The organism is Pseudomonas guariconensis, assembly GCF_040822035.1.
Classification (GTDB): Bacteria; Pseudomonadota; Gammaproteobacteria; order Pseudomonadales; family Pseudomonadaceae; genus Aquipseudomonas; species Aquipseudomonas guariconensis.
Map to the genome: position 1 here is coordinate 1,332,850 of NZ_CP162012.1, position 20,270 is coordinate 1,353,119.

The 20,270-nt window shown below is 60.4% G+C and carries 17 protein-coding genes and 1 tRNA gene; 11 read left to right on the plus strand and 7 right to left on the minus strand.

Translation table 11 applies throughout. The annotated features are described in order from the left end of the window. Nucleotides 1-2: 2 nt before the first annotated feature. The 4 genes from AB1N67_RS06055 (at nucleotide 3) to AB1N67_RS06070 (ending at nucleotide 2,704) form a co-directional block, all read left to right on the plus strand. Nucleotides 3-827, plus strand: coding sequence for a hypothetical protein (locus AB1N67_RS06055; RefSeq protein WP_367863594.1), 825 nt, complete (start codon nucleotides 3-5; stop codon nucleotides 825-827). Nucleotides 828-1,040: 213 nt separating this feature from the next. Beyond that, on the plus strand, nucleotides 1,041-1,349 hold the full coding sequence (locus AB1N67_RS06060; RefSeq protein WP_261239525.1) for a hypothetical protein: 309 nt from the start codon (nucleotides 1,041-1,043) through the stop codon (nucleotides 1,347-1,349). Further along, nucleotides 1,346-1,645 (plus strand): hypothetical protein, encoded by a 300-nt coding sequence (locus tag AB1N67_RS06065; protein ID WP_367863595.1) that lies wholly within the window; start codon nucleotides 1,346-1,348, stop codon nucleotides 1,643-1,645. Before AB1N67_RS06060 ends, AB1N67_RS06065 begins: the two co-directional genes overlap by 4 nt. A 60-nt stretch (nucleotides 1,646-1,705) precedes the next feature. After that, nucleotides 1,706-2,704, plus strand: a complete 999-nt coding sequence (locus AB1N67_RS06070; RefSeq protein WP_367863596.1) for a hypothetical protein — start codon at nucleotides 1,706-1,708, stop codon at nucleotides 2,702-2,704. Between the two features lie 26 nt (nucleotides 2,705-2,730). On the opposite strand, the gene AB1N67_RS06075 is transcribed toward AB1N67_RS06070, so the two are convergent. Continuing rightward, entirely contained in the window at nucleotides 2,731-3,102 is a 372-nt protein-coding gene (locus tag AB1N67_RS06075; RefSeq protein ID WP_367863597.1) for a hypothetical protein, read from the minus strand. A gap of 316 nt (nucleotides 3,103-3,418) precedes the next feature. On the opposite strand from AB1N67_RS06075, the gene queE reads away from it, so the two are divergent. The 5 genes from queE (at nucleotide 3,419) to AB1N67_RS06100 (ending at nucleotide 7,330) form a co-directional block, all read left to right on the plus strand. Then, the gene (gene queE / locus AB1N67_RS06080) at nucleotides 3,419-4,066 is read left to right on the plus strand and encodes a 7-carboxy-7-deazaguanine synthase QueE (RefSeq protein ID WP_043209562.1); all 648 of its coding nucleotides are present in this window, start codon (nucleotides 3,419-3,421) and stop codon (nucleotides 4,064-4,066) included. Between the two features lie 16 nt (nucleotides 4,067-4,082). After that, nucleotides 4,083-4,760: a 7-cyano-7-deazaguanine synthase QueC gene (queC, locus tag AB1N67_RS06085; RefSeq protein ID WP_367863598.1), complete on the plus strand. Its 678-nt coding sequence runs from the start codon at nucleotides 4,083-4,085 to the stop codon at nucleotides 4,758-4,760. A gap of 61 nt (nucleotides 4,761-4,821) precedes the next feature. Next, nucleotides 4,822-4,897: transfer RNA gene (locus AB1N67_RS06090), tRNA-Lys, on the plus strand. A 286-nt stretch (nucleotides 4,898-5,183) separates the two neighbouring features. Beyond that, a protein-coding gene (locus AB1N67_RS06095; protein WP_088136181.1) for an IS3 family transposase occupies nucleotides 5,184-6,334 on the plus strand; the annotation gives its coding sequence in 2 pieces (ribosomal slippage) (nucleotides 5,184-5,427 and nucleotides 5,427-6,334; 1,152 coding nt in all). Between the two features lie 279 nt (nucleotides 6,335-6,613). Beyond that, a complete protein-coding gene (locus AB1N67_RS06100; RefSeq protein WP_102082141.1) occupies nucleotides 6,614-7,330 on the plus strand; it encodes a glycosyltransferase family 25 protein in 717 nt (238 codons plus the stop codon). A gap of 24 nt (nucleotides 7,331-7,354) precedes the next feature. On the opposite strand, the gene AB1N67_RS06105 is transcribed toward AB1N67_RS06100, so the two are convergent. From AB1N67_RS06105 to AB1N67_RS06115, 3 genes are all read right to left on the minus strand, one after another. After that, nucleotides 7,355-8,644: an NAD(P)/FAD-dependent oxidoreductase gene (locus AB1N67_RS06105; RefSeq protein ID WP_367863599.1), complete on the minus strand. Its 1,290-nt coding sequence runs from the start codon at nucleotides 8,642-8,644 to the stop codon at nucleotides 7,355-7,357. A gap of 74 nt (nucleotides 8,645-8,718) precedes the next feature. Beyond that, complete coding sequence (locus tag AB1N67_RS06110) at nucleotides 8,719-10,278, minus strand: amino acid permease (protein WP_102082139.1); 1,560 nt, start codon at nucleotides 10,276-10,278, stop codon at nucleotides 8,719-8,721. 494 nt (nucleotides 10,279-10,772) lie between these two features. After that, nucleotides 10,773-12,545, minus strand: a complete 1,773-nt coding sequence (locus tag AB1N67_RS06115) for a phosphoethanolamine transferase CptA (protein ID WP_197853448.1) — start codon at nucleotides 12,543-12,545, stop codon at nucleotides 10,773-10,775. A 268-nt stretch (nucleotides 12,546-12,813) separates the two neighbouring features. On the opposite strand from AB1N67_RS06115, the gene AB1N67_RS06120 reads away from it, so the two are divergent. Next, nucleotides 12,814-13,614, plus strand: a complete 801-nt coding sequence (locus AB1N67_RS06120) for a polysaccharide pyruvyl transferase family protein (protein ID WP_324724765.1) — start codon at nucleotides 12,814-12,816, stop codon at nucleotides 13,612-13,614. Between the two features lie 34 nt (nucleotides 13,615-13,648). On the opposite strand, the gene AB1N67_RS06125 is transcribed toward AB1N67_RS06120, so the two are convergent. From AB1N67_RS06125 to AB1N67_RS06135, 3 genes are all read right to left on the minus strand, one after another. After that, nucleotides 13,649-14,596 (minus strand): cation diffusion facilitator family transporter, encoded by a 948-nt coding sequence (locus tag AB1N67_RS06125; RefSeq protein WP_070574370.1) that lies wholly within the window; start codon nucleotides 14,594-14,596, stop codon nucleotides 13,649-13,651. A 67-nt stretch (nucleotides 14,597-14,663) separates the two neighbouring features. Further along, nucleotides 14,664-16,790: a methyl-accepting chemotaxis protein gene (locus AB1N67_RS06130; RefSeq protein ID WP_367863600.1), complete on the minus strand. Its 2,127-nt coding sequence runs from the start codon at nucleotides 16,788-16,790 to the stop codon at nucleotides 14,664-14,666. Between the two features lie 65 nt (nucleotides 16,791-16,855). After that, nucleotides 16,856-18,208, minus strand: coding sequence for an APC family permease (locus AB1N67_RS06135; protein WP_043213121.1), 1,353 nt, complete (start codon nucleotides 18,206-18,208; stop codon nucleotides 16,856-16,858). Between the two features lie 495 nt (nucleotides 18,209-18,703). Between AB1N67_RS06135 and AB1N67_RS06140 the strand changes: the two genes are divergently transcribed. Beyond that, on the plus strand, nucleotides 18,704-20,212 hold the full coding sequence (locus AB1N67_RS06140) for a YdgA family protein (RefSeq protein ID WP_367863601.1): 1,509 nt from the start codon (nucleotides 18,704-18,706) through the stop codon (nucleotides 20,210-20,212). The last annotated feature ends 58 nt before the right edge of the window (nucleotides 20,213-20,270 follow it).

Below are 20,270 nucleotides of genomic sequence, written 5' to 3' on the forward strand. Positions count from 1 at the left end.
CCATGACAACGAACTTGGAAGAGTTGAAACAACGCGGCCAGGCTGGCGCTGAGGTGGGCCAGCCAGATGAGCGGCCACCCTTCGACCGTGCAGCCGCACTACGGCGGGTAATCAAAGAGAACCCCTACATCAAGGGCGCGGAGGCGACGCTGCTGGTCGCCAAGATGGAGGCCGCCCACAACCGCACTGCAGTAGGTTCGGCCACAGCCCAAAGCATTGTCCGGCACTACATGGGGAAGACCCAGGCCCAGCGAAGAGAGATGGCGAAGGAGCTGCGGGCTATCGGTTACCGTGGCCGCTACGCCTCGGCAGGGGAAGTGCTGGACCTGATGACGGAAGCACACAACCGGGCGCTTGATGATGTGCGCCCGTCCGCCCGCGCCATCCTGCGCCAGCAGGTCGGGGAGGATGACGCCCCACGGCTAGCCACAACCAAGAGCCGCTACATCAAGAGTGCCATGCAGAAGCTGGCCGACCACCCCACCGCCCGACTCATGGAGGCCGAAGGAATGCGCACAGCACGCGACGTAAGTGAAATCTGCAAGTCCTCCCTGGCCGGTGGGGTGGCTGCGCTGTATCAGCGTGCCGACGTTGCCAAGCGCCTTGCTGGGCTCACCGATACCCAGGCAGAACAAGCCCGTGAGATTGCCGCTTTGAAGGCCCGTCTGGTTGCCCTGGAGACGCGCCAGGATGTTGCCGAGTCCGGTGAGCACTGGCACGACGTGGCCAAGCGCATGCGTTCTGAGGGCGCTACGTACGGCTCTATTGCCAAGGCTACCGGGCAAGGGCGTAGCGCAGTGTCTAACTACCTGCTGCGTAATGCATGAGCAATCATAAAGCTACGAAGTAGCTATAGAAATCGAACCAGTTTTGGCTGTACACGCGTGTACACCTGCCGTGTACAGCGAGCCAGTTCACTAGGGCCTGCCACAGGCCCAGGCTGCGCGCTCCAGCGCACCCACCAAGAGCCTACCCCACCGCCCAGCCGATGAGCCAAAGACGCTCAGACGAAGCCGTGGGCGGCATTCAAGGAGAACACCATGACCACCCGCTATACCCGGATTGTGAAGGAAGATCCCACCGCCAGTATGACCCTCGACCACAAGGCTTTGGCCGTCGTCCTGAGCATGATGACCCGCGACAAGGTGCGCGGCATCTCGCTGACTAAACGCCTGACCTGGGTGGCCCACGTTCAGCGCAACGGCGTGCTGCATCAAAAGGAGTTCCCGTTCGGGGAGAAGGCCCAGGCGATTGCCTGGTTGCTGTGCACACGCGCCCAGCTTCAAGCCGAGGGCAACGACATCAACCAGCGCGGCAGATGGAAGCGCTCGCCAGCGGTGGCCGCATGATCCACCAACTGATCCAGATGATCCAATCGGTGCAGGAAACGCCCGAGGCAGAAGCCGCCAGGGCAACGGCCCAGGCCCGGCGGCAACGTGGCCTGACCGAAGCCGACTTGGCGAGCCTGTCGATGTCGGCCTACCAGTTGAGGCAAGCCCGCGAAGCTGCGCTGGCCAGCCAGTCCGCGCAATCGGCCCCAGCCAGTGCATCTGTCGAACAGTTCACCCTTGAAGTTGTGGCTGGCGGCGAGTGGTTGCAGCGTTGCCGCCAGCGCCCAGGCTCCTCGCTCGGCATTAACACCTGACCTGCTGCATTAGCGCCCTCGATTCAAACCACGTAGACGAACACGTACCGGAGACCACAAATGACCAAGACCAACAAGCCAGTAATCAACGCAACCGTATCCCCGCGCACCCAAGCCCTGCTTGGCGCCCTCCGCACCGCCATTACCCTGGACCGCCTCGACGTGCCGGAGCTGACCGCGCCTGCTGTCCCCAGCAACTATGCCGACGTGAAGGCCGGGCTGAGCCGTATGGCAGAGCGCTTCATTGACCCGGCCCGAGCCGAAGGCAAGCGCACTGGCGCAGATGACGTAGCCCGCGAGCTGGGCGCTGTGCTCGCCCAGGCTGCCCGTTCCGGCATGCCGCTGGCTGACCTGCCCGCCGCCCTGGACTATGATGCCGCCATGGTGCAGTACCGTGGTCAGCAGGCCCATTACCTTAAATCCAGTGATGCCCACGCCGCCCTCCTGGCTGAGTCTGTCCAGACCTGGCTAGCTGATCTGCTGGCGGTGCTGAGCGTCCGTGGTGTGCTTGGCGCTGACGTGGTGCAGGATGCCGCTGCCGCTGGTAACAAGACCATGGCCGCGACCGCCCTGGACCTTGTAGCCCGCGAGAAACTGAACACCGCTGGTGCTGCCGACCTGCCTGTCATGGCTGCCGGTCGTGGCCTGATGGTACTTCTTGCCGCTGGCGTTGATCCCGCTGAACTGGTGCTGCATGACCTTGAGGTGCTGGTGGCGCTGGCGGGTAACGAGATCATCCCGGCCACCTTGCCGGGTGCTGGCCTGTCCGCTGCTGACTTGTCGTTCCGCGCCGGTACTTCGCTGGTGAAGGTGAGCACCCGTGGCGCCGTCCTCTACCGCGAAGCTGAAACCCAAGGTGGCCGTGTCGTCCTGCCCCACAGCGTGCTGGTGGCGGTCAGCCAAACTGCGCTGGAGCAGTTGCAGGCGGAAGTGGGCGAGCGCCTGGCCCGTACTCCTCACCGTTTCCAGGAGGCGGCAGTAGGCAACAGTTCGCTGGACCGTAGCCGTCGTGTCGTGCACGGTGGTGGCCTCGGCGGCTTCGCGGCAACTATTGGCTAAATAATGGATGGCCCGCCTAGTGCGGGCTAAAGGCCATGCTCGATATCACGCATAAACTCCGATTCCGGTGATAAGGCGCCCATCAGAGCCATACGGGCCGCAGGGCCGATAGCCTTCCTGCCAAACAACCCCGCACGCTTAGGGGTTGCGTAATCCTTCATCTGTGCCCAGAACGCAATCCGTTTGTTTGCATGCTCCCACACCTGCTGCGCTTGGGGTGTAGTTGCTCCGTCATGGTTAAGGGCGTCGTTGTAGATGCCGACCACCAAGCGCAGGTCATTCAGATACTGTTCCTGCTGGTCTGAGCTTTGGAGGCGGAGCGTCGCTGCAACATACTGGGGATCAAACTCCAGGCCGGTGGCCTTGCGCAAATCTTCAAAGAACAAAGGTTCGTCCATGGCAAGCCGCTCATAAGGAATGGTCTGCGCAACGCTAGTCGAGGCGCTTAGAAACCGCCATATCAAAATAGTGGCATGCTCGATAAGGTTGCGGTGCCAGAGCGGGGCACAAGCCCTGTGCACCGGACGTGCCGCGACGAGCCGACAAACGGCTCAAGCCCAGTAAATTCAAGGCTTCTGGACTAATTGCCCGGTTCTTCGTTAGAATCTTGGCCCTTTTTTCGTAAACACGCTGGTGCGGATAACGCTATGTCGAGTCCGCGACAGTGCCTGACGGAGGCGGACAGCCTGTTTAGCTGTCACGCCCGTGGCGATCATGCAAGACACATTACGCATCACCGAAGTCTTTTACTCCTTGCAGGGTGAAACACGGACGGCTGGGCTGCCCACCGTATTCGTGCGCCTTACAGGCTGCCCCCTGCGCTGTCAGTATTGCGACAGTGCCTACGCGTTCAGCGGCGGCACCGTACGTACCCTCGACGACATTCTCGAGCAAGTGGCGGGATTCCGGCCGCGCTATGTCTGCGTGACCGGTGGCGAGCCCTTGGCCCAGCCCAATGCGTTGCCCTTGCTCCAGCGCCTCTGCGACGCCGGCTACGAAGTCTCTTTGGAAACCAGTGGTGCCCTGGACATCGCCCAGGTCGATCGACGGGTCAGCCGCGTGGTCGATTTGAAGACCCCGGGCTCGGAGGAGTCGCACCGCAACCTCTACGAGAATATCGAGCACCTGACCCGTAACGATCAGGTCAAGTTCGTCATTTGCTCGCGCGAGGACTATGACTGGGCGGTCTCCAAGCTGATTCAGTACAACCTGGCGCAGCGTGCGGGTGAAGTACTGTTTTCACCCAGCCACCACCAGGTGAGTGCCACCGACCTGGCGGACTGGATCGTCGCCGACAACCTGCCCGTACGCTTCCAGTTGCAGTTGCACAAACTGCTGTGGAACGACGAACCGGGACGCTGAAACGAGGAGTATCAATATGACTGATAAACGCGCGGTAATTCTACTTTCCGGTGGTCTGGACTCGGCCACCGTGGTCGCCATGGCCAAGGCTGAAGGCTATAGCTGCTACACCATGAGTTTCGACTACGGTCAGCGTCACCGTGCCGAGCTCAACGCTGCAGCGCGTGTTGCCCGAGACCTGGGCGTGGTCGAGCACAAGGTAATCGGTCTGAACCTCAACGGCATTGGTGGCTCAGCCTTGACCGACACCAGTATCGATGTGCCAGAGACACCTGGCGAAGGTATCCCGGTCACGTATGTGCCTGCGCGTAATACCGTATTCCTGTCCCTGGCACTGGGATGGGCCGAGGTGCTGGGCGCCCGTGACATCTTCATTGGTGTCAACGCCGTGGATTACTCGGGGTATCCCGACTGCCGTCCAGAGTTCGTGGAGGCCTTCGAACGCATGGCCAACTTTGCCACCAAGGCCGGTGTGGAAGGGCAGGGCTTCCGTATCCAGGCGCCTTTGCAGAATCTGAGCAAGGCCCAGATCGTCCAGGCTGGTATTGCCCGTGGCGTGGATTACAGCTTGACCGTCTCGTGCTACCAAGCGGACGACGAGGGGCGCGCCTGCGGCAAGTGCGACAGTTGCCGTTTGCGGGCCGATGGCTTCGCGGCAGCCGGTGTGGCGGATCCTACCCGCTATTTTTTTTGAAAAAATTGCCGATGAGGTGTTGATTTCCCGTTAGAAATCAGTATTATACGCGCCATCCAACGGGTCGTTAGCTCAGTTGGTAGAGCAGTTGGCTTTTAACCAATTGGTCGTAGGTTCGAATCCTACACGACCCACCATATTCACAGCGGTAATGCAGGTACTAGGGGGAAGGCTACTCGCAGCCAGTCTAGTCTTGCTGCCCCTGGAGCGACCCTTAGGCTCGCTTCGATGTGATTTCAGTATGGAATAGCCCGCGACCATCTAGGTTTGCGGGCTTTTTCGTTCTTGTCAGTCAGTCAGATTCCTGACTGTTCTCCTCTTTGATGCATGACGATCTATCTGAGAAATTCCAAGCGAAACTGAATCGCCTCTGGTTTCGTAGACACCTCCAAGCCTCATAATGAGGCCCAAATAGGAGGTGCCATGAGTCGTCAGCGTTACCCTGAAGAATTCAAGATCGAAGCGGTCAAACAAGTGACCGAGAAAGGCAAGCCTGTCGCCGATGTTGCCCAGCGTCTGGGCATGTCCGTTCACAGTCTCTACGCTTGGATCAAGCTCTACAGCAAACCCCAAGATCAGCGTCAGCAAGACGATGACCAGCAAGCCGAACTGCGCAAGCTGCGTGCTGAACTCAAGCGCGTGACGGAAGAGCGAGACATCTTAAAGAAGGCCGCCGCGTACTTTGCCAAGGAGTGCGGCTGAAGTACGCCTTCATCAAGAAGCACTCGACGGATTACCCGGTGCGGCGCCTTTGCCAAACCCTCAAGGTGCACCCCAGCGGCTACTACGCTTGGTTGGCCGAGCCTCAATCTGCCCGAGCAAAGGAAGATCAACGCCTGCTTGGCTTGATCAAGCATGCCTGGTTAGAAAGCGGAGGAGTGTATGGCTATCGCAAGATTCACGATGACCTGCGAGAGCTGGGAGAGATCTGTGGGCGAAATCGAGTCGGACGTTTGATGCAGGCAGAGGGGCTGCGTTCACAAACGGGTTATCGACGGCGCCCAGGGTTTTATGGCGGAAAGCCAACCGTCGCCTCGCCTAACCACCTTGCGCGGCAGTTCAAGGTCAGTGAGCCGAACAAGGTCTGGGTGACAGACATCACTTACATCCGCACCTATGAAGGATGGCTATACCTGGCAGTAGTGCTGGATCTGTTTTCTCGCCAAGTGATTGGCTGGTCAATGAAGCCCAGGATGGGCAGCGACCTGGCGATCGACGCGATGTTGATGGCCGTGTGGCGCCGCAAGCCACAGCAGCAAGTGATGATTCATTCAGATCAGGGCAGTCAATTCAGTAGCTCAGATTGGCAAAGCTTCTTGAAGGCAAACAACGTGATTAGCAGCATGAGTCGGCGAGGAAACTGCCATGATAACGCCGTAGCCGAGAGCTTTTTCCAGCTTTTGAAGCGGGAGCGAATCCGACGAAAGATCTACGCAACGCGTGACGAAGCCCGAAGTGATATTTTCGATTACATCGAGATGTTCTATAACCCAAAACGTCGACACAGCAGTGCTATGCAGCTGTCGCCAGTAGAGTATGAGAAACGCTATTTTCTGAGCTTGGAGAGTGTCTAGGAAAGCAGGGGCGATTCACAGCTCGGCGGTGGCGGTTTCGCGCACGCGTAGCATGAAGAGGTTGTTGAAGTTACCGATCACTTGGCTGGCTTTTCAGAGGACTATCAAAATGAGTGTTGATGATTAGCTATTTTGCGCCAAGCATTTTGTTATATAGCCTTCCAGAAATTAAACCTAATGACAGCCTGCCTCAGGTTGTCTCGCCGCCCCGTGGTGGTTCGATCGAAGTCTCCTATACTCAGATCCAATCGCTCTGACCCCTGCGCCGAGGGCCTCTGGATGAATGTGATCGACTACTTTGATCGCGCCCGAATCATCAACATCCCTTCTCGAAATGATCGCCGCATGGAAACCATGCAAGAGTTCGCCCGTCACGGTTTCAGTATCGATTTTGAAAAAATAGGCTTTTTCGACGCGGTTACACCCAGCGAGGGGGAGGGCTTCCCAAGTGCTGGGGCGAGGGGGTGCTTTCTGAGCCATCTCGGGATATTGGAAGACGCCATCCGATCAAAAGTGAACAACATCCTCATTCTGGAGGACGATATCCAGTTTTCCAGACGCATCGCCCAGTACGGCAAACAAGCGATCGAGTCCCTGCAGGGGATGGAGTGGGACATCGTCTACTTCGGGCATCCGTTCGAGGAGGAAGCCAATGTGCCGGGCTGGCAGGTGGTCGATCGTCCCATCCACCTGTCCCACTTTTATGCAGTGAACGGCCGATGCATCGAACGGTTGAGGGATTTTTTGTTCCAGATCCTGCAACGGCCGCCGGGTCACCCCGACGGCGGGCCTATGCATTACGACGCAGCCCTCAACACGTTGATCCACACGAACAAGGATCTACGGGCGTTCTATTTCACCCGGAACCTTGGCTATCAACGTCCTTCGCGCACCGATCTGCATGAGCTGTCCTTCCTGGATAGAAGTCGGCTCTTGCGTCCGGTGATGAACAATCTGCGCAGGTTCAAGGCAACCCTGCTCAGAAAAACGCGTTAGTCAGCTGGCGAAACGCGCTCGGTTTCATTTGTTCAGGCGTCGGGCATCGAAGGCATCGATGGCCTGGTAGGTGGTATAGGTCGCCTGGGCGGCCACGAGGCCAGCGAGGCCGAAGGTGCGGGTCAGGCCGAACTGCCCGAAGCCCTCTGGCATAGGAAGCCTGCGCGCAATGGCATCGGCGAGTACTTCGCCGGCAACCGTGGTTGGCGCCATGCCGTGGCCACCGAAGCCGACCGCGTGCCAGATGCCATTGTCATCCTGGCCGATCTGGGCCATCTGGTGGCGCCCGTAGCTCATCAGGCCGCCCCAGGAATAGTCGATCTCTACATCCTCGAGCTGAGGGTAGACCGTGACCAGGTCCGCCTTGAGCAGCTTGGCGATGGCCTCGGGCCCGCGATCGAGGATGGAGATGCGCCCGCCCCACAGGATGCGGGTGTCTTGCAGGGGGCGGTAGTAATCGAATGCAAAGCGGGTGTCATAGACAGCCGATTCGCAGGCAATGGCGTCCTTCAGTCGCGCTCCCAGGGGTTGGGTGGCAACCACGTAGGTGGCAATCGGCAGTACCGCGCGTTCGACGGGGCGATAGACGCCTCGTGCGTAGCCACCACCTGAGAACACCACTTCTTCTGCATGCACTTCACCGCCTTGGGTCCGCACCACATATTTGCCTGAGCGCTTTTCAATGCCGAGCACGGGGGAGTGCTCGAACAGGCGCGCGCCGAGGTCGGTGATGGTGCGTGCCACCCCGCACACATACTTCAGAGGGTGAAAGTGGAATGCGTTGCGCTCCAGCAGCCCACCGTAGTAGCGGTCGGTGTTGAGCATTTCCTTGAGTTCGCCGGCAGAAATGCATTCCCACTCAACACCGTAGGCCTGCTTCATCAATTGGCGCGGTTTTTCCAGGCGGGCCGGATCGTTGAACCAGTTGGCGAGGATCACGCCTTTATCGACCAGGTCGCAATCGATGGCGTATTGGCGGGCGCGCGTGCGGATCAGGTCGACGGCGTTGACTGTCAGCTGGTACAGCCTGCGTGCTTCGGTGGCGCCCAGGGTGGACAGCAGGTCCGCGTTGCCCAGACTGTAGCCGCCGAATACAAACCCCCCGTTGCGCCCTGAGGCGCCATGCCCTACCTGCTGCGACTCCAGCACCACCACGTCAGTGACGCCGCGTTCGGCAAGCCCCAGGGCGGTGGAAAGGCCGGCCAGGCCGCCGCCGAGGATGCACACCCGGGTATCGGTGCGGCCCGAGTGGACGGGGTACGAAGCGCGTGCGACGGAGGCTTCGTAGAAGGATTTGCTGAAATCGGTGCTCATCGGTGGTCCTACGCGGTAGTGGGCATTCGCTCAAGGCAACAAGGCGCCGGGCAGGTGCTCGGCGCCTTGGTGGTTCAGGCCGAGACCTGTTGGCCTAGCGCAACGCCATCCAAGTTGCTCTGGGCTTTTCGTTCGTCTTGTCTGCGTCTGGTTTCGATCACGCTGAAATCCATTTCCCGGTAGCGGACGATGCGCGATCGGGTGATCAACTTGTGGCCGTACCACATCACCGCGAACAGCACCAAGCCGATGTAAGTCGCAGCCGCACCTACCCAGTCGATGCGATCTCCGATAAAGGCCTGGTAGTTCTGACCCAGCATGACGACCATGCACAGGGCGAAGGCAAAGAACGGCCCGAACGGGAAGAACTTCGAAACGTACGGGAGCTTGTCGAGGCTGTTGCCCTGCAGCTTGTAGCCGCGGCGGAAGCGATAGTGGCTGATGGCGATGCCCAGCCAGGCGATGAACCCCAGCATCCCGGAGGTATTCAACAGCCACAGGTAGAGCTTGCCGGGGCTGAACAGGAAGCTCAGCAGGCACAGTCCCGCCACCACTGTGGTGGCGAGCAACGCCCAGACCGGCGTACCCGAGCGGGTGAGCTTGGCGAACAGTGCCGGAGCCTTGCGCTCGACAGCCAGGCTGTAGAGCATGCGCGACGAGGCGTACATCCCTGAGTTGCCGGCCGACAGCACGGAGGTGAGGATGACCGCGTTCATGAGGGCGGCAGCAGCCAGCATGTCGGCTTTCTCGAAGATCAAGGTGAACGGGCTGATGGTGATGTCGGACAGCCCATCCTTAAGTAGGCGTGGGTCCGTGTAGGGGATCAGCAGGCCGATCACGATAATGGTGCAGACATAGAACAGCAGGATGCGCCAGAAGATCTGGCGGACGGCCTTGGGAATATTGCGCCCAGGGTTTTCGGTTTCCCCGGCTGCGATGCCGACGAACTCGGTCCCCTGGAACGAGAAGCCGACGATCATGGCCACGCCGATCAGTGCAGGCAGGCCGCCGGCGATCGGGCCATCGCCGATCTGCCACAGGTGCGCGCCGCCGTCCTGGCCACCATCGAGGATGCCCAGCAGCATCAGCACACCGATGAAGATGAACGCGATGATGGTGATGACTTTGATCAGGGCGAACCAGAATTCCGTCTCGCCGAAAAAGCGCACGGAGGCGACGTTCAAGGCAAAGAGCAGGCCCAGGAACAGGGCGCTCCAGATCACCCCGGGCGTGTCGGGGAACCAGTAGGACATGATGATCTGCACGGCCACCAAGTCGACCGCAATGGTCACGGCCCAGGAGTACCAGTAGTTCCAGCCCAAGGCAAAACCGAAGCTTTCGTCGACGTAGCGCGAGGCATAGGTCGCGAACGAGCCGCTGACCGGCATGCAGGCGGCAAGCTCGCCCAGGCTGGTCATCAGGAAGTAGACCATCAAGCCGATGATCGCGAAGGAGAGCAGTGCGCCGCCGGGGCCGGATTGCGCAATGGTGGCGCCAGAGGAAACGAAGAGCCCGGTGCCGATGGAGCCGCCAATGGCAATCATGTTCAGGTGGCGGCTGTTCAGGGTTCTCTTCAGGTGACCGGAGGTGTTGCTGGTGGTAGCCGAACTCGCGTTTTTATTGGAATGGGTCATGGGCAACCTTTTGACCTGCGTTCATTTTTTGGATTTGTTTTTGTTTTCTGGTGGCGCCTGCGATCGAGGCTGGCCGAGCAGCAAGGCCCAATGCGCGTTGAGCCGGTCGTCAACCGTGCGGTGTCTCCTGTGCAATCGCGGGTTTTATTGATCGAGATCAGTATCGGTCTGCAAATGACATTGGAACAAACGACCTTTAGGCAAGACATCATTCTGTTTTGGAATGATTGTGTGTTTTTTGACCTGTCATAATGTAGGCCAACGTTTGCGCGACAAACGCGACAAATTTCGTTGTACCTCTCTATTTAGAGGGTTGTATGGTCGTCAAAAAGACAGTTTTTCTCGTCATTTTGTATGACTTGGTAGTCATGCTTTGCAAATTGGCGGAAAAAAACTCATAAACTCGATGGCGCTTACCTACAGACGGCCTCAGAAAAAAAAGCCGGTGCCTGGATCGTCCAGGCACCGGCTTTTTGTTTGGGGGAGGGCGTGATTCAGGTCTTGTCCGGTTGCACCTTGGCGCTGGTAACGGTCTGCTGTTCCTTGTCGGTCTTGTCCGTAGGCAAAGCATCGAACTCACGCAGCCCGTTCTTGCTGTAGGGGTCGCCGATCCAGCGGGGTGCCACGACAAATTGTGGGCTTACCAGGCTCTTGGCGGGCTCGTAACGGTCGTAGCTCAGACCTGCCAGGTCGGACAGCGTGTGGATCAGATGGGAGCTGCTGTAAGCCCGGTCGGTCATGGCCTGCAGGTCGCGCGGGTGTGCAGCCTGCCAGCTTGGCGAAGTCCAGAGCAGGAACGGAATGGTGTACATCGGCCGGGTCGGTGCGCCTTCGTTGCGCCCCAGGCGGTCGTGGTTGCCGGAGCTGTAGACGTCCTCGCCATGGTCGGAAAGGTACAGCAAGAAACCGTTGGGGGTGGTGGCCGAATACTGTTTGATCAAGTTCGAGACCACATAGTCGTTGTAGCGCACCGCGTTGTCATAGAAGTTGTAGGTCTGCACCTGGTCAGGCGTCAGGACCCCCGGCACGCCCTGGTTATCCTTGAAGTGGTCGTAGGCATCCGGATAGCGATAGCGGTAGTCCATATGCGTGCCGAGCAGGTGGACGATGATGAACTTCTTCTCGGCTGGGTCCTGCAGCGCTTTCTCGAAGGGGGCGAGCACCACTTCGTCGTACTGGCTGGCGTTCTGGTTGCGCTGATTGTTCAGGTAGACCGGCACATCCGTTTGCTGGGAGAACGTAGTCAGCATGGTGTTGCGCTTGGTCATCGTCTGCTGGTTGGTGATCCAGAAGGTCTTGTAACCGGCCTGTTTCATCAGGTTGATCAGCGACGGGTCGGTGAGGAAGCGGTCCGGGTTCTTCTGGTCGCCGAAGGTCAGGATCTGCTGCATCACCTCGATGGTGTAAGGGCGTGGCGACACCACGTTGCGGAATACGCTGAGGTTCTTGTCGTTGGCGGCCAGAGCGTCGAGTTCCGGCGTGGTATCCCGGCCATAGCCGTACAGATGCATGTGTTCACGGGTGGTGGACTCGCCCAGTACCAGCACCAGGGTGCGCGGCGCGTCGCCGCTGCTGTCCTTGAGGTCTTTGAGCGGCGGCAGGGCTGCGTTCTGCTCCAGCAGCTTCTGCATGTTGTCCAGTTGCTGACGGTACTGCTGGTAGCCGACCACCAGTTGCCATGGCACCGCCGGCTCCATGCGCTGCTGAACCTTTTCCACTGCTTCGGCGAACGTACGTTGCTGAGTCACCAATTGCTTGTAGAAGGGGAACACCAGATTGGCCGCCAACAGCAGGATGACCAATGGGATCCGGCTGCGCAGCGGGAGAGTGACTGGCCGGACACGTTTGAACAGGGCTACCGCGACCAGGGTGTACAGCACCAGGCCCAGGCACAGCCAGAGGCTGAAATACTGGCTGAAGTATTCACCGGCCTCGGCGGTATTGGACTCGAACATCACGAAGATGACGCTTTGGGAAAATTCCTGGCGGTAAATACCGAAGTAGCTCAGGCCCACCAGCGAAGCCGCCCATAGCACCAGACCGATCAGCGCGCTGATGAGGCGAGTGTGGCGGGGCAGCAGCAGGACCGGGGCAAGCCACAGGGTGCTCAGAAACAGCGCATCGCGAAACCCGGAGAAGCCGGTCGTGCCGCTGAACATGAGCAGTGCCTGGGTGATGCCGGAGAAATACCAGAAGAACAGCAGGAGCCAGCCCAGCCCGGCCCAGTCCATGCCTTTGCGAATCGTTGGGGATGTAGTGCTTGCCACGTGTGCCTCGTTGAAACTCGATGGCAGCCAAGGGGCCGGCTGCCGGAAAGGCTGCGACGCTAGCGGAGTGGGCGTGAAAATAACGTCAACGTATATCCATGAGATAAGAAGGGATATTGCGCAATTGTATTGCGCGCAGGGTATTAACAGCTCGAAGGCGCTCCAATCAATAAGTCAATTCCTATATATTGCCCGCCAAATAAACACGCTGTTTTCGCTGTCCTGTTGGCGCGAGCGAAGTACCGCGAGCGAGAGGATTTACCCGGGCATGAAACCGATCAAACTTTTCTGGAGTCGTGGCAGTGGGCGCGACGATGCTGGCAAACAGAACTTTGGTGATTATTTGTCCGCTTTGACCGTGGAGTTCGTCTCTGGGCGCAAGGTGGTGCACAGCCCGGTCAAAGAGGCGGAAATGATCGCCATCGGCAGTATCCTGGCCCGTGAAAAGAAGGCCAAGACGTGGGGGTTTCGTCGTAAGTTGCATGTCTGGGGTACCGGCTCCAGCACGCCGGGCGATGTGTTTTCCGGCCACCACCACTATCACGCGGTCCGTGGTCGCAAGTGCCTGGAGCAGATAAAGGGCCTGAATGGCCAGCCGGTCCTGGGTGACCCGGGCTTGTTGGCTTCTTCATTGGTCAAGAAGCCGGCGTTGAAGACCATTCGGGTAGGCATCATCCCGCATATCAATCATCGCAATTCGCCTGAAATCGCCAGCCTGCTGTCGTTGATCCCGGGGTCGCGAGTGATCGATGTGTTCTCACCGGTCAAGCAGGTGCTCGAGGAGATCGCGTCGTGCGAGTTCGTCTTGTCGACGAGCCTGCACGGCCTGATCGTCGCGGACTCCTATGGTGTCCCGAACCAGTGGTTGTGCATGAAGCGCTACCCGCAGTGGGAGTTCAAATTCCAGGACTACTACTCCAGTTTCGGGATCGCCGACCCGGTGCCGGTCACACCGGAGCAGATTCACCTGGACAAGGCCTGGTCCATCGAGCGCAGCACCGAGGGCTACGCCCGCCCAGGCCTGGAAAGCCTGCAGGAAGGCCTCGTCAAGGCGTTTCCATCTCTCTGAAGGGCTTGCTTGCCATGGTGGCAAAGGGCTGATGCTATTCAGCCCATTCCGGATCGCCTGTGAACACCACCGTGAGCCAACGGTCCGGACCTTCGCCGCCGATGGCGTTGCCGATCTCGTCGCGCAGGGCATCCCACTCGGCGATGGTCCTGGCAGCCATGGTGGCCGGTACGATGAAGTAGAGTTCGATTTCCCGCGAGCGGCCGACCTTGGCCACGTAGGCCCGATACGACTGCAGGCCGTGTTGGGCGACGAAGGCTTGGGCGACATCGTCCACGTGTTGCTTCAGGTCGCCAGGGGTCACCAGGAACATTTCCGAGAGCGCCTGGCGGACTACCGACATCGGCAGCGGGATGATGACCAGGCAGACCAGCGCCAGCACCGCCGGGTCGATGTAGGGGGAGATCCAGGCCCATTGGGTGCCCTGTACCAGGTAGCCGACACAAAAGGCCACCAGCAGCGCCGCCGTGATGCTGGCTGACATTACCCAACCTTTGACGTCCATGCGCACGAAGTCCGAGCCGATCTTGCGGTTGGCACGGGCCTCGGCGATGGCGATTGCCAGGCACGCGCAAACAGTCACCACGGCGTACACCAGTGCCACGCCGAACTCCAGGTCCCGCCCGCCCTCGAGCAGGCTGCTGGCGGCGTTGATCAAGGCATAGAGCGCAACGCCAGTCAGCAGGATGCCGTTGAGCGCCAGAACCATGGGTTCGAGGTGCCAGAAGCCCATGGTGAAGCGCTCGCGCAGCTTGCGTGACATGCGCTCGGCCCGGGCGTGGGAGGTGATCAGCTTGACCACCACCAGCGACAGTCCGCTCATGCTGGCATCGACCAGTGAGTAGACACCATCGAAGACAATCGAGAACGAGCCTGACGCCAGGCCGAAGGCGATGCCGATCAAGGCGATGAACAGGGTGACCGCGATGGACAGGCGTAGCACGCCTTGTTCGCTGGTCAGGTCGAAAAACGGTTTTCCCATCGTGGGGCTCCATCAAGGCTGCACCAAGGGCAGCCATCCTTTTAAGTGTCGTCCCCGTCGTGGGGCTTCAGACCTTGAACTGTTCCATCAAGGCCTGTTGTTGATTGGCCAGGCGATTCAATGCCTGGCTGATGCGGGCCGATTCGTCGGCCTGTCCGGACAGCGACTCGGTGACATCGCGGATGCCGGCTACGTTGCGATTGACCTCCTCAGCCACGGCGCTCTGCTCTTCGGCGGCCGAGGCGATCTGTAGGTTCATGTCGCTGATCACCGCCACTGCCTCGCCGATCCTTTGCAGGGCGGGCAGCGCCTGCTCCATGCGTGTGGCGCTGTCCTGGGCCTGACGCTGGCCCTCGTGCATCGCGCCGACCACATCGTGGGTGCCTTGTTGCAGCCCCTCGATGACCTGGCGGATCTCCTGCACCGACACCTGTGTACGTTGGGCCAGGCTGCGCACTTCGTCGGCGACTACCGCGAAGCCGCGCCCGGCTTCGCCAGCGCGCGCGGCTTCGATGGCGGCATTGAGCGCCAGCAGGTTGGTCTGTTCGGCAATCGAGCGAATCACCTCAAGCACCGAGCCGATCTGCTCGCTACGCCCGGCCAGTGCGCGTGCCTGATTCATGGCGTTGTCCATGTCGCTCACCAACTGGTCGATGGCCTGGCGGGTGACCGCCACCAGTTCCAGGCCTTCATGGGTGGCTTGGTCGGCGCCGCGCGCGGCCTGGGCCGCCTGGGAGGCATTGCGCGCGACGTCCTGTGCGGTGGCGCTCATTTCATTGGCGGCGGTGGCCACCTGTTCGATTTCCCGTTGCTGCTGCTGCATACCGCCGCTGGTCTGGCTGGCGATGGCTGCGGACTGATCGGCGGTGCCGCGGGCGTCCTGCAGCGAGCCTTTGACCTGGGCGATCACCGGCTGGAGCTTGTCCAGGAAACGGTTGAACCAACCGCTCAGTTGGCCCAGTTCATCCTCGCGGGTGTAATCCAGGCGACGGGTCAGGTCGCCTTCGCCGCTGGCGATGTCACGTAGGCGCTCGGCCACGGCAAGGATCGGCCGGGTCACGCCACGGGCTGTCAGCCACACCAGTAACAGGCCCAGCACGGCGGCGGCCAGGCCAACCAGCAGGCTGGTAAGGTTGGCGGTCTGGTTGTGTGCGTCCAGGCGCTGGTTGAGAGCGACCGCGGGTGCTTGCAGAACAGCCTCCGGCAGTTCCAGCAGTACCTGCCAGGCTTCGGCCTGCGGGATCGGCGCGAAGGGGCGCGAGATGCGCATCAAGCCGTGATCGAGGCGCTCCACGGCCTGGCCGGCACGTATCGGTCCGGCGAGTTCGCCGGCTTGATCCCCAAAGGCCTGTTCCAGTGTCTTGCTCAGCTGGGCGCTGTCCTGACTGTGCCCGGCCAACAGGCCGGCGGGGCTGACGATGCTGACTTGACCTTTACCGTCGAACAGCTCCTGGCGCCCGGCCAGGCTCAATTGCTGCAGGTTGTCCAGGCCGATGTCTAGGCCGACCACGCCGATTACCTTGCCGTTTTCCAACAAGGGCAAGGCAATGCTGGTCATCAGGACCTGGCGACCGCTGACCTCGTCGAAGTAAGGGTCCAACACGCAGGCTTTAGCGGTCTCCAGAGGGCAGGTCAGCCAGCGGTTGTAGGGGGATCCGTTGGCTGCGGTGCTGGTGTCGGCCAGCATGGACTCAGGCATGACCTCGGATTCGAGGGTGCCAGGGCTCGGCTGGGACCAGTAGAACGAGTAGCGGCCGATATCGTTGCTACCGCTGGCATCCTGGCCGACGAAGCGGGCGTCCTGTCGATCCAGGGCGTTGGGCTGGAACACCAGGTACAGGCCGATCAGATCCGGGTTGCCGGCCAGCGCCTGACGGGCTTGCTTGACGAGCTCGGCACGCAGGTCCTCGCCGCCGCGTTGCCGAAGCGCCTGCACCAGGCGGGCGAAGCCGTTGCCGTACTGGTAGGCATCCATGAAATAGCGTTGCACGCGCAAGGCTTGGCTTTCGGCGTGGGCCTGCAGGCGCAGGCGCGCGCTTTGGTCGAGCAGTTCGGTGTTGGCCTGGAAGACCTGAACCGCGCTGCGCTTGGCCTGGAACAGCGAGGTGGCTACCAGCAGCACGACGATGGTCAACAGGCACAAGCCGGCAAGGAGCGTGATCTTCCATTGGATGGAGAGGCGGCGCAGGAACATGGGAGCTTTCCTTCTCATCAAGGACAACGCCCGCGATCAAGCGCGGGCGTCGTCGACAGGCAGTCTCATTCGGCGAGGTAGGTCGGCGGCGCGACCCTGAACGCCTTGGTCAACCAGGCTAGATATAGCACGCCGCACGCGGCCCAGACGCCGCCGAACAGCAGTGAATCCACGTTCAGGTTCAGCCAGAGCATGGCAATGATGCAGAAACCGATGGTTGGCAACACCAGGTATTTCAGCTTGTTCGCCAGCCCCTTGTTGAGGCCCTCGCGCAGGTAGCAGTGGATGATCACCGAGAGGTTGACGAAGCTGAAGGCTACCAGCGCGCCGAAGTTGATGATCGAGGTGGCCGTCACCAAGTCGAAGAAGATCGCCGACAGGGAAATCAGACCGACCACGGCGATGTTCAGCACCGGAGTCTTGTAGCGTGGGTGCAGGCGTGCGAACAGGCCCTGGGGGATGACTTTGTCGCGGCCCATCACATACAGCAGGCGCGAGACGCTGGTTTGCGATGCCAGGCCCGAGGCGATGGTGTTGATCACGGTGCAGACGATGAAGATCGACTGGAACAGCATGCCGCCGACGTACAGGGCGATTTCCGGCAGGGCCGCTTCCTGGTCGTGGAACCGCTCCATGGTCGGGAAGAACGCCTGGATGAAGAACGACATGAGGATGAACATCAAGCCGCCGATCAGGGCCACGAGGAAGATCGCGCGTGGGATGACCTTCTCGGGATTGCGGGTTTCCTCCGACAGGGTGGAGACCGCGTCGAACCCCAGGAACGAGAAGCACAGGATGGTCGCGCCCGCGACCAAGGCGTTGAGGTGGGTCTGGTCGTCGGCGAACGGTTGCAGGGTCCAGGCGGTACCCAGCCCTTCACCTTGGCTCAGACCGCGCACGCAGAGGTACGCGAACACCGTCATGATCACGATCTGCACGCCGACGAACAGGGTGTTAAAGCTTGCCACCAAGTTGATGCTGCGCATGTTGATCAGGCTGATCAGGGTGACGAACCCCACGACCCATACCCATTCAGGGACTTCCGGGAACATCGCCGAGAGGTACAGCTTGGCTAGCAAGGCGTTAATCATCGGCAGCAACAGGTAATCCAGCAGCGAGGCCCAGCCCACCAGGAAGCCCACGTGCTTGTTGATGGCGCGTTGGGTGTAGGTGTAGGCCGAGCCGGATTGCGGGAAGCGGCGCACCAGCGTGCCGTAGCTCAGCGCGGTGAACAGAATGCCGGCCAGCGCCAGGATGTAGGCGCTTGGGACATGTCCGGCGGTGAGGCCGGAGACGATGCCGAAGGTGTCGAACACGGTCATCGGCGTGAGGTAGGCCAGGCCGATGATGACCACGTGCCAGAGACGCAGGGACTTTCTCAGTTGGGCGGTGCCGTGAGTGCTGTGGTCAGGCTGCATGCTGGCAACGCTCCTGGGGCTGGGAGGCGGGCACGGTGTGTGACAGGCACGGCAAGAGCGAGCGGGTGGGCTCCATGTTGTTCACCTTTTTTGTCGGAGCGGATATGGGCGCGAGAGACGCCTGTGTCGGGCTGGCAGGGCCTAAAACGTCGAAGGTGGCGGGCGGACTGAAGTCATGATGGCGGCGCTGTTCTTCTTCGTTTGTGGGGCGCTGGGCGGGTGGTGAAAATAAAAATCGAAGGGCGGGATGGTGTCAAGTGAAACGTGACAAGATGTAACTTTGATGAAGGTTTATCGACGGTTTATCCAGATGAGTGGTCGTTTTTTGGAATGTTACCGTCGCTATGTCGATTATTGTGTTCGTAAAATTTTACATTGCAGCGATGCAAAGATCGCGCGCCCAGGCGTCCCTTTGCGGGCAGTGATAATCTTGGCTCCCCGCGTGGCGCTGGGTGCCGCGTATCAGCCTCCTATGGACAGCAATCGGTCTTATTCATGAAGAAATCAGTAGGCATTCTCTGCGGCCTGGCCGTCGTCATCGCCACCGTCACCGCCGGCGGCGCCTGGTACACGGGCAAGCAATTGCCCGCAGAGCTGGAGCGTTCCATTGCCCTGGGCAACGAGCAACTGAAGAAAGCGGTCGCCGGTACCGGGGGCAGCATGACCTTGGAACTGGTCTCGTTGGATCAGCACTTCTTCACCAGTACCGCGCACTACCGGATCAAAGCCAAAGACCTCTGGCTAGGCGAAGGCGAGCCGCTGAGCTTCGACTTGGGCGTGACCGACCGAATCGAACATGGCCCGTTCCCCTGGTCGCGGGTCAAATCCCTGAATCTGGCGCCGGTCCTGGCCACCAGCAACAGTCAGTTGGACAAGGACGATGCTACCGCGTCTTGGTACACCGCCGCCGGCGAACAGGCGCCGATCACCAGCCAGGTCAGCTTGGGCTATGACGGCAGCTTGTCCAGCGACATCCGTCTGGCCCCTGTCAAGGTCAGCGAAGATGACGGCAGCAGTCTCGATTTCTCTGGCATGCGCCTGCTGTTGCGGGGGGATCGTGACGGCCAATCGATGCGGGTCGACGGCAAGGCCGAGCGACTGGCGCTGAATCTGGTCGGTGACGACCAGCCCCCGGTCAAAGTGCTGCTCAACGGCTTCAAGGTCGCTGGCGATCTGAAAGGCACCGGCCATGACATGATCTATGTCGGCAATCTGGACATGACATTGGCCGAAACCCAAGTGACCTTGGGCGACAAGCAGGAAGTCCTGGTGCTCAAAGGCCTGGAGCAGAACAATCGCTATGACGCCGAGGGCGAAGACAAGCTGTCCGGACGCCTGGAGTACAAGGTCGCCGACATTACCTACGCCGGACGCGCGGTGGGCAGCGGGCGGATGATCTGGAGCATGAAATCCGTAGACATCCCGGCAATGCAGGGGTTGATCGCTTGGTACCAGTCCCGCATGCCGCAACTGCAGCAAAGCGCGGCCCGGGGAGAGGCGCAGCCTTCGTTCGAGATGACGCCGCAAGAGCGGGCGAAGGTTCAGGCGGACTTGCAGAGAATGCTCGCAGCCAAGCCGCAGGTCGCGTTGGAGGAGTTGTCATTCAAGACGGCTAACGGCGAGAGTCGTTTCAGTCTGGCGGTGGACCTGGCCAATCCGCCCTCGTTCGATCTGACACCGACCCAGGTAGGCGAGCAGATGGTCAGCCGCCTGCAAAGCAAGCTGTCCGTCTCCAAGCCGATGCTCGGGGATCTGGCGACCCTGCAGGCCTTGCTGGACGGCCAGACGGATGCCCAGGCCATCGCGATGCAGTCGCGTCAGGCGGGGGAGATGGTCGGCATGATGGCGTTGCAGAGTGGCATGGGAACTGTGCAGGGCGATGACGTGATCTCCAGCCTGAATTATGCCGATGGTATCGTCGACTTCAACGGCAGGAAGATGACCCTGACGGAGTTCGGTGTGCTGTTGGGCGCTCATCTGGCGGCGCTGTCGTCACAAGGGTGAGATGCGTTCGCCCAGGCCAGTGCAGACACCCCGTCGGCCCTGGCCTGGGGGCGTAAAA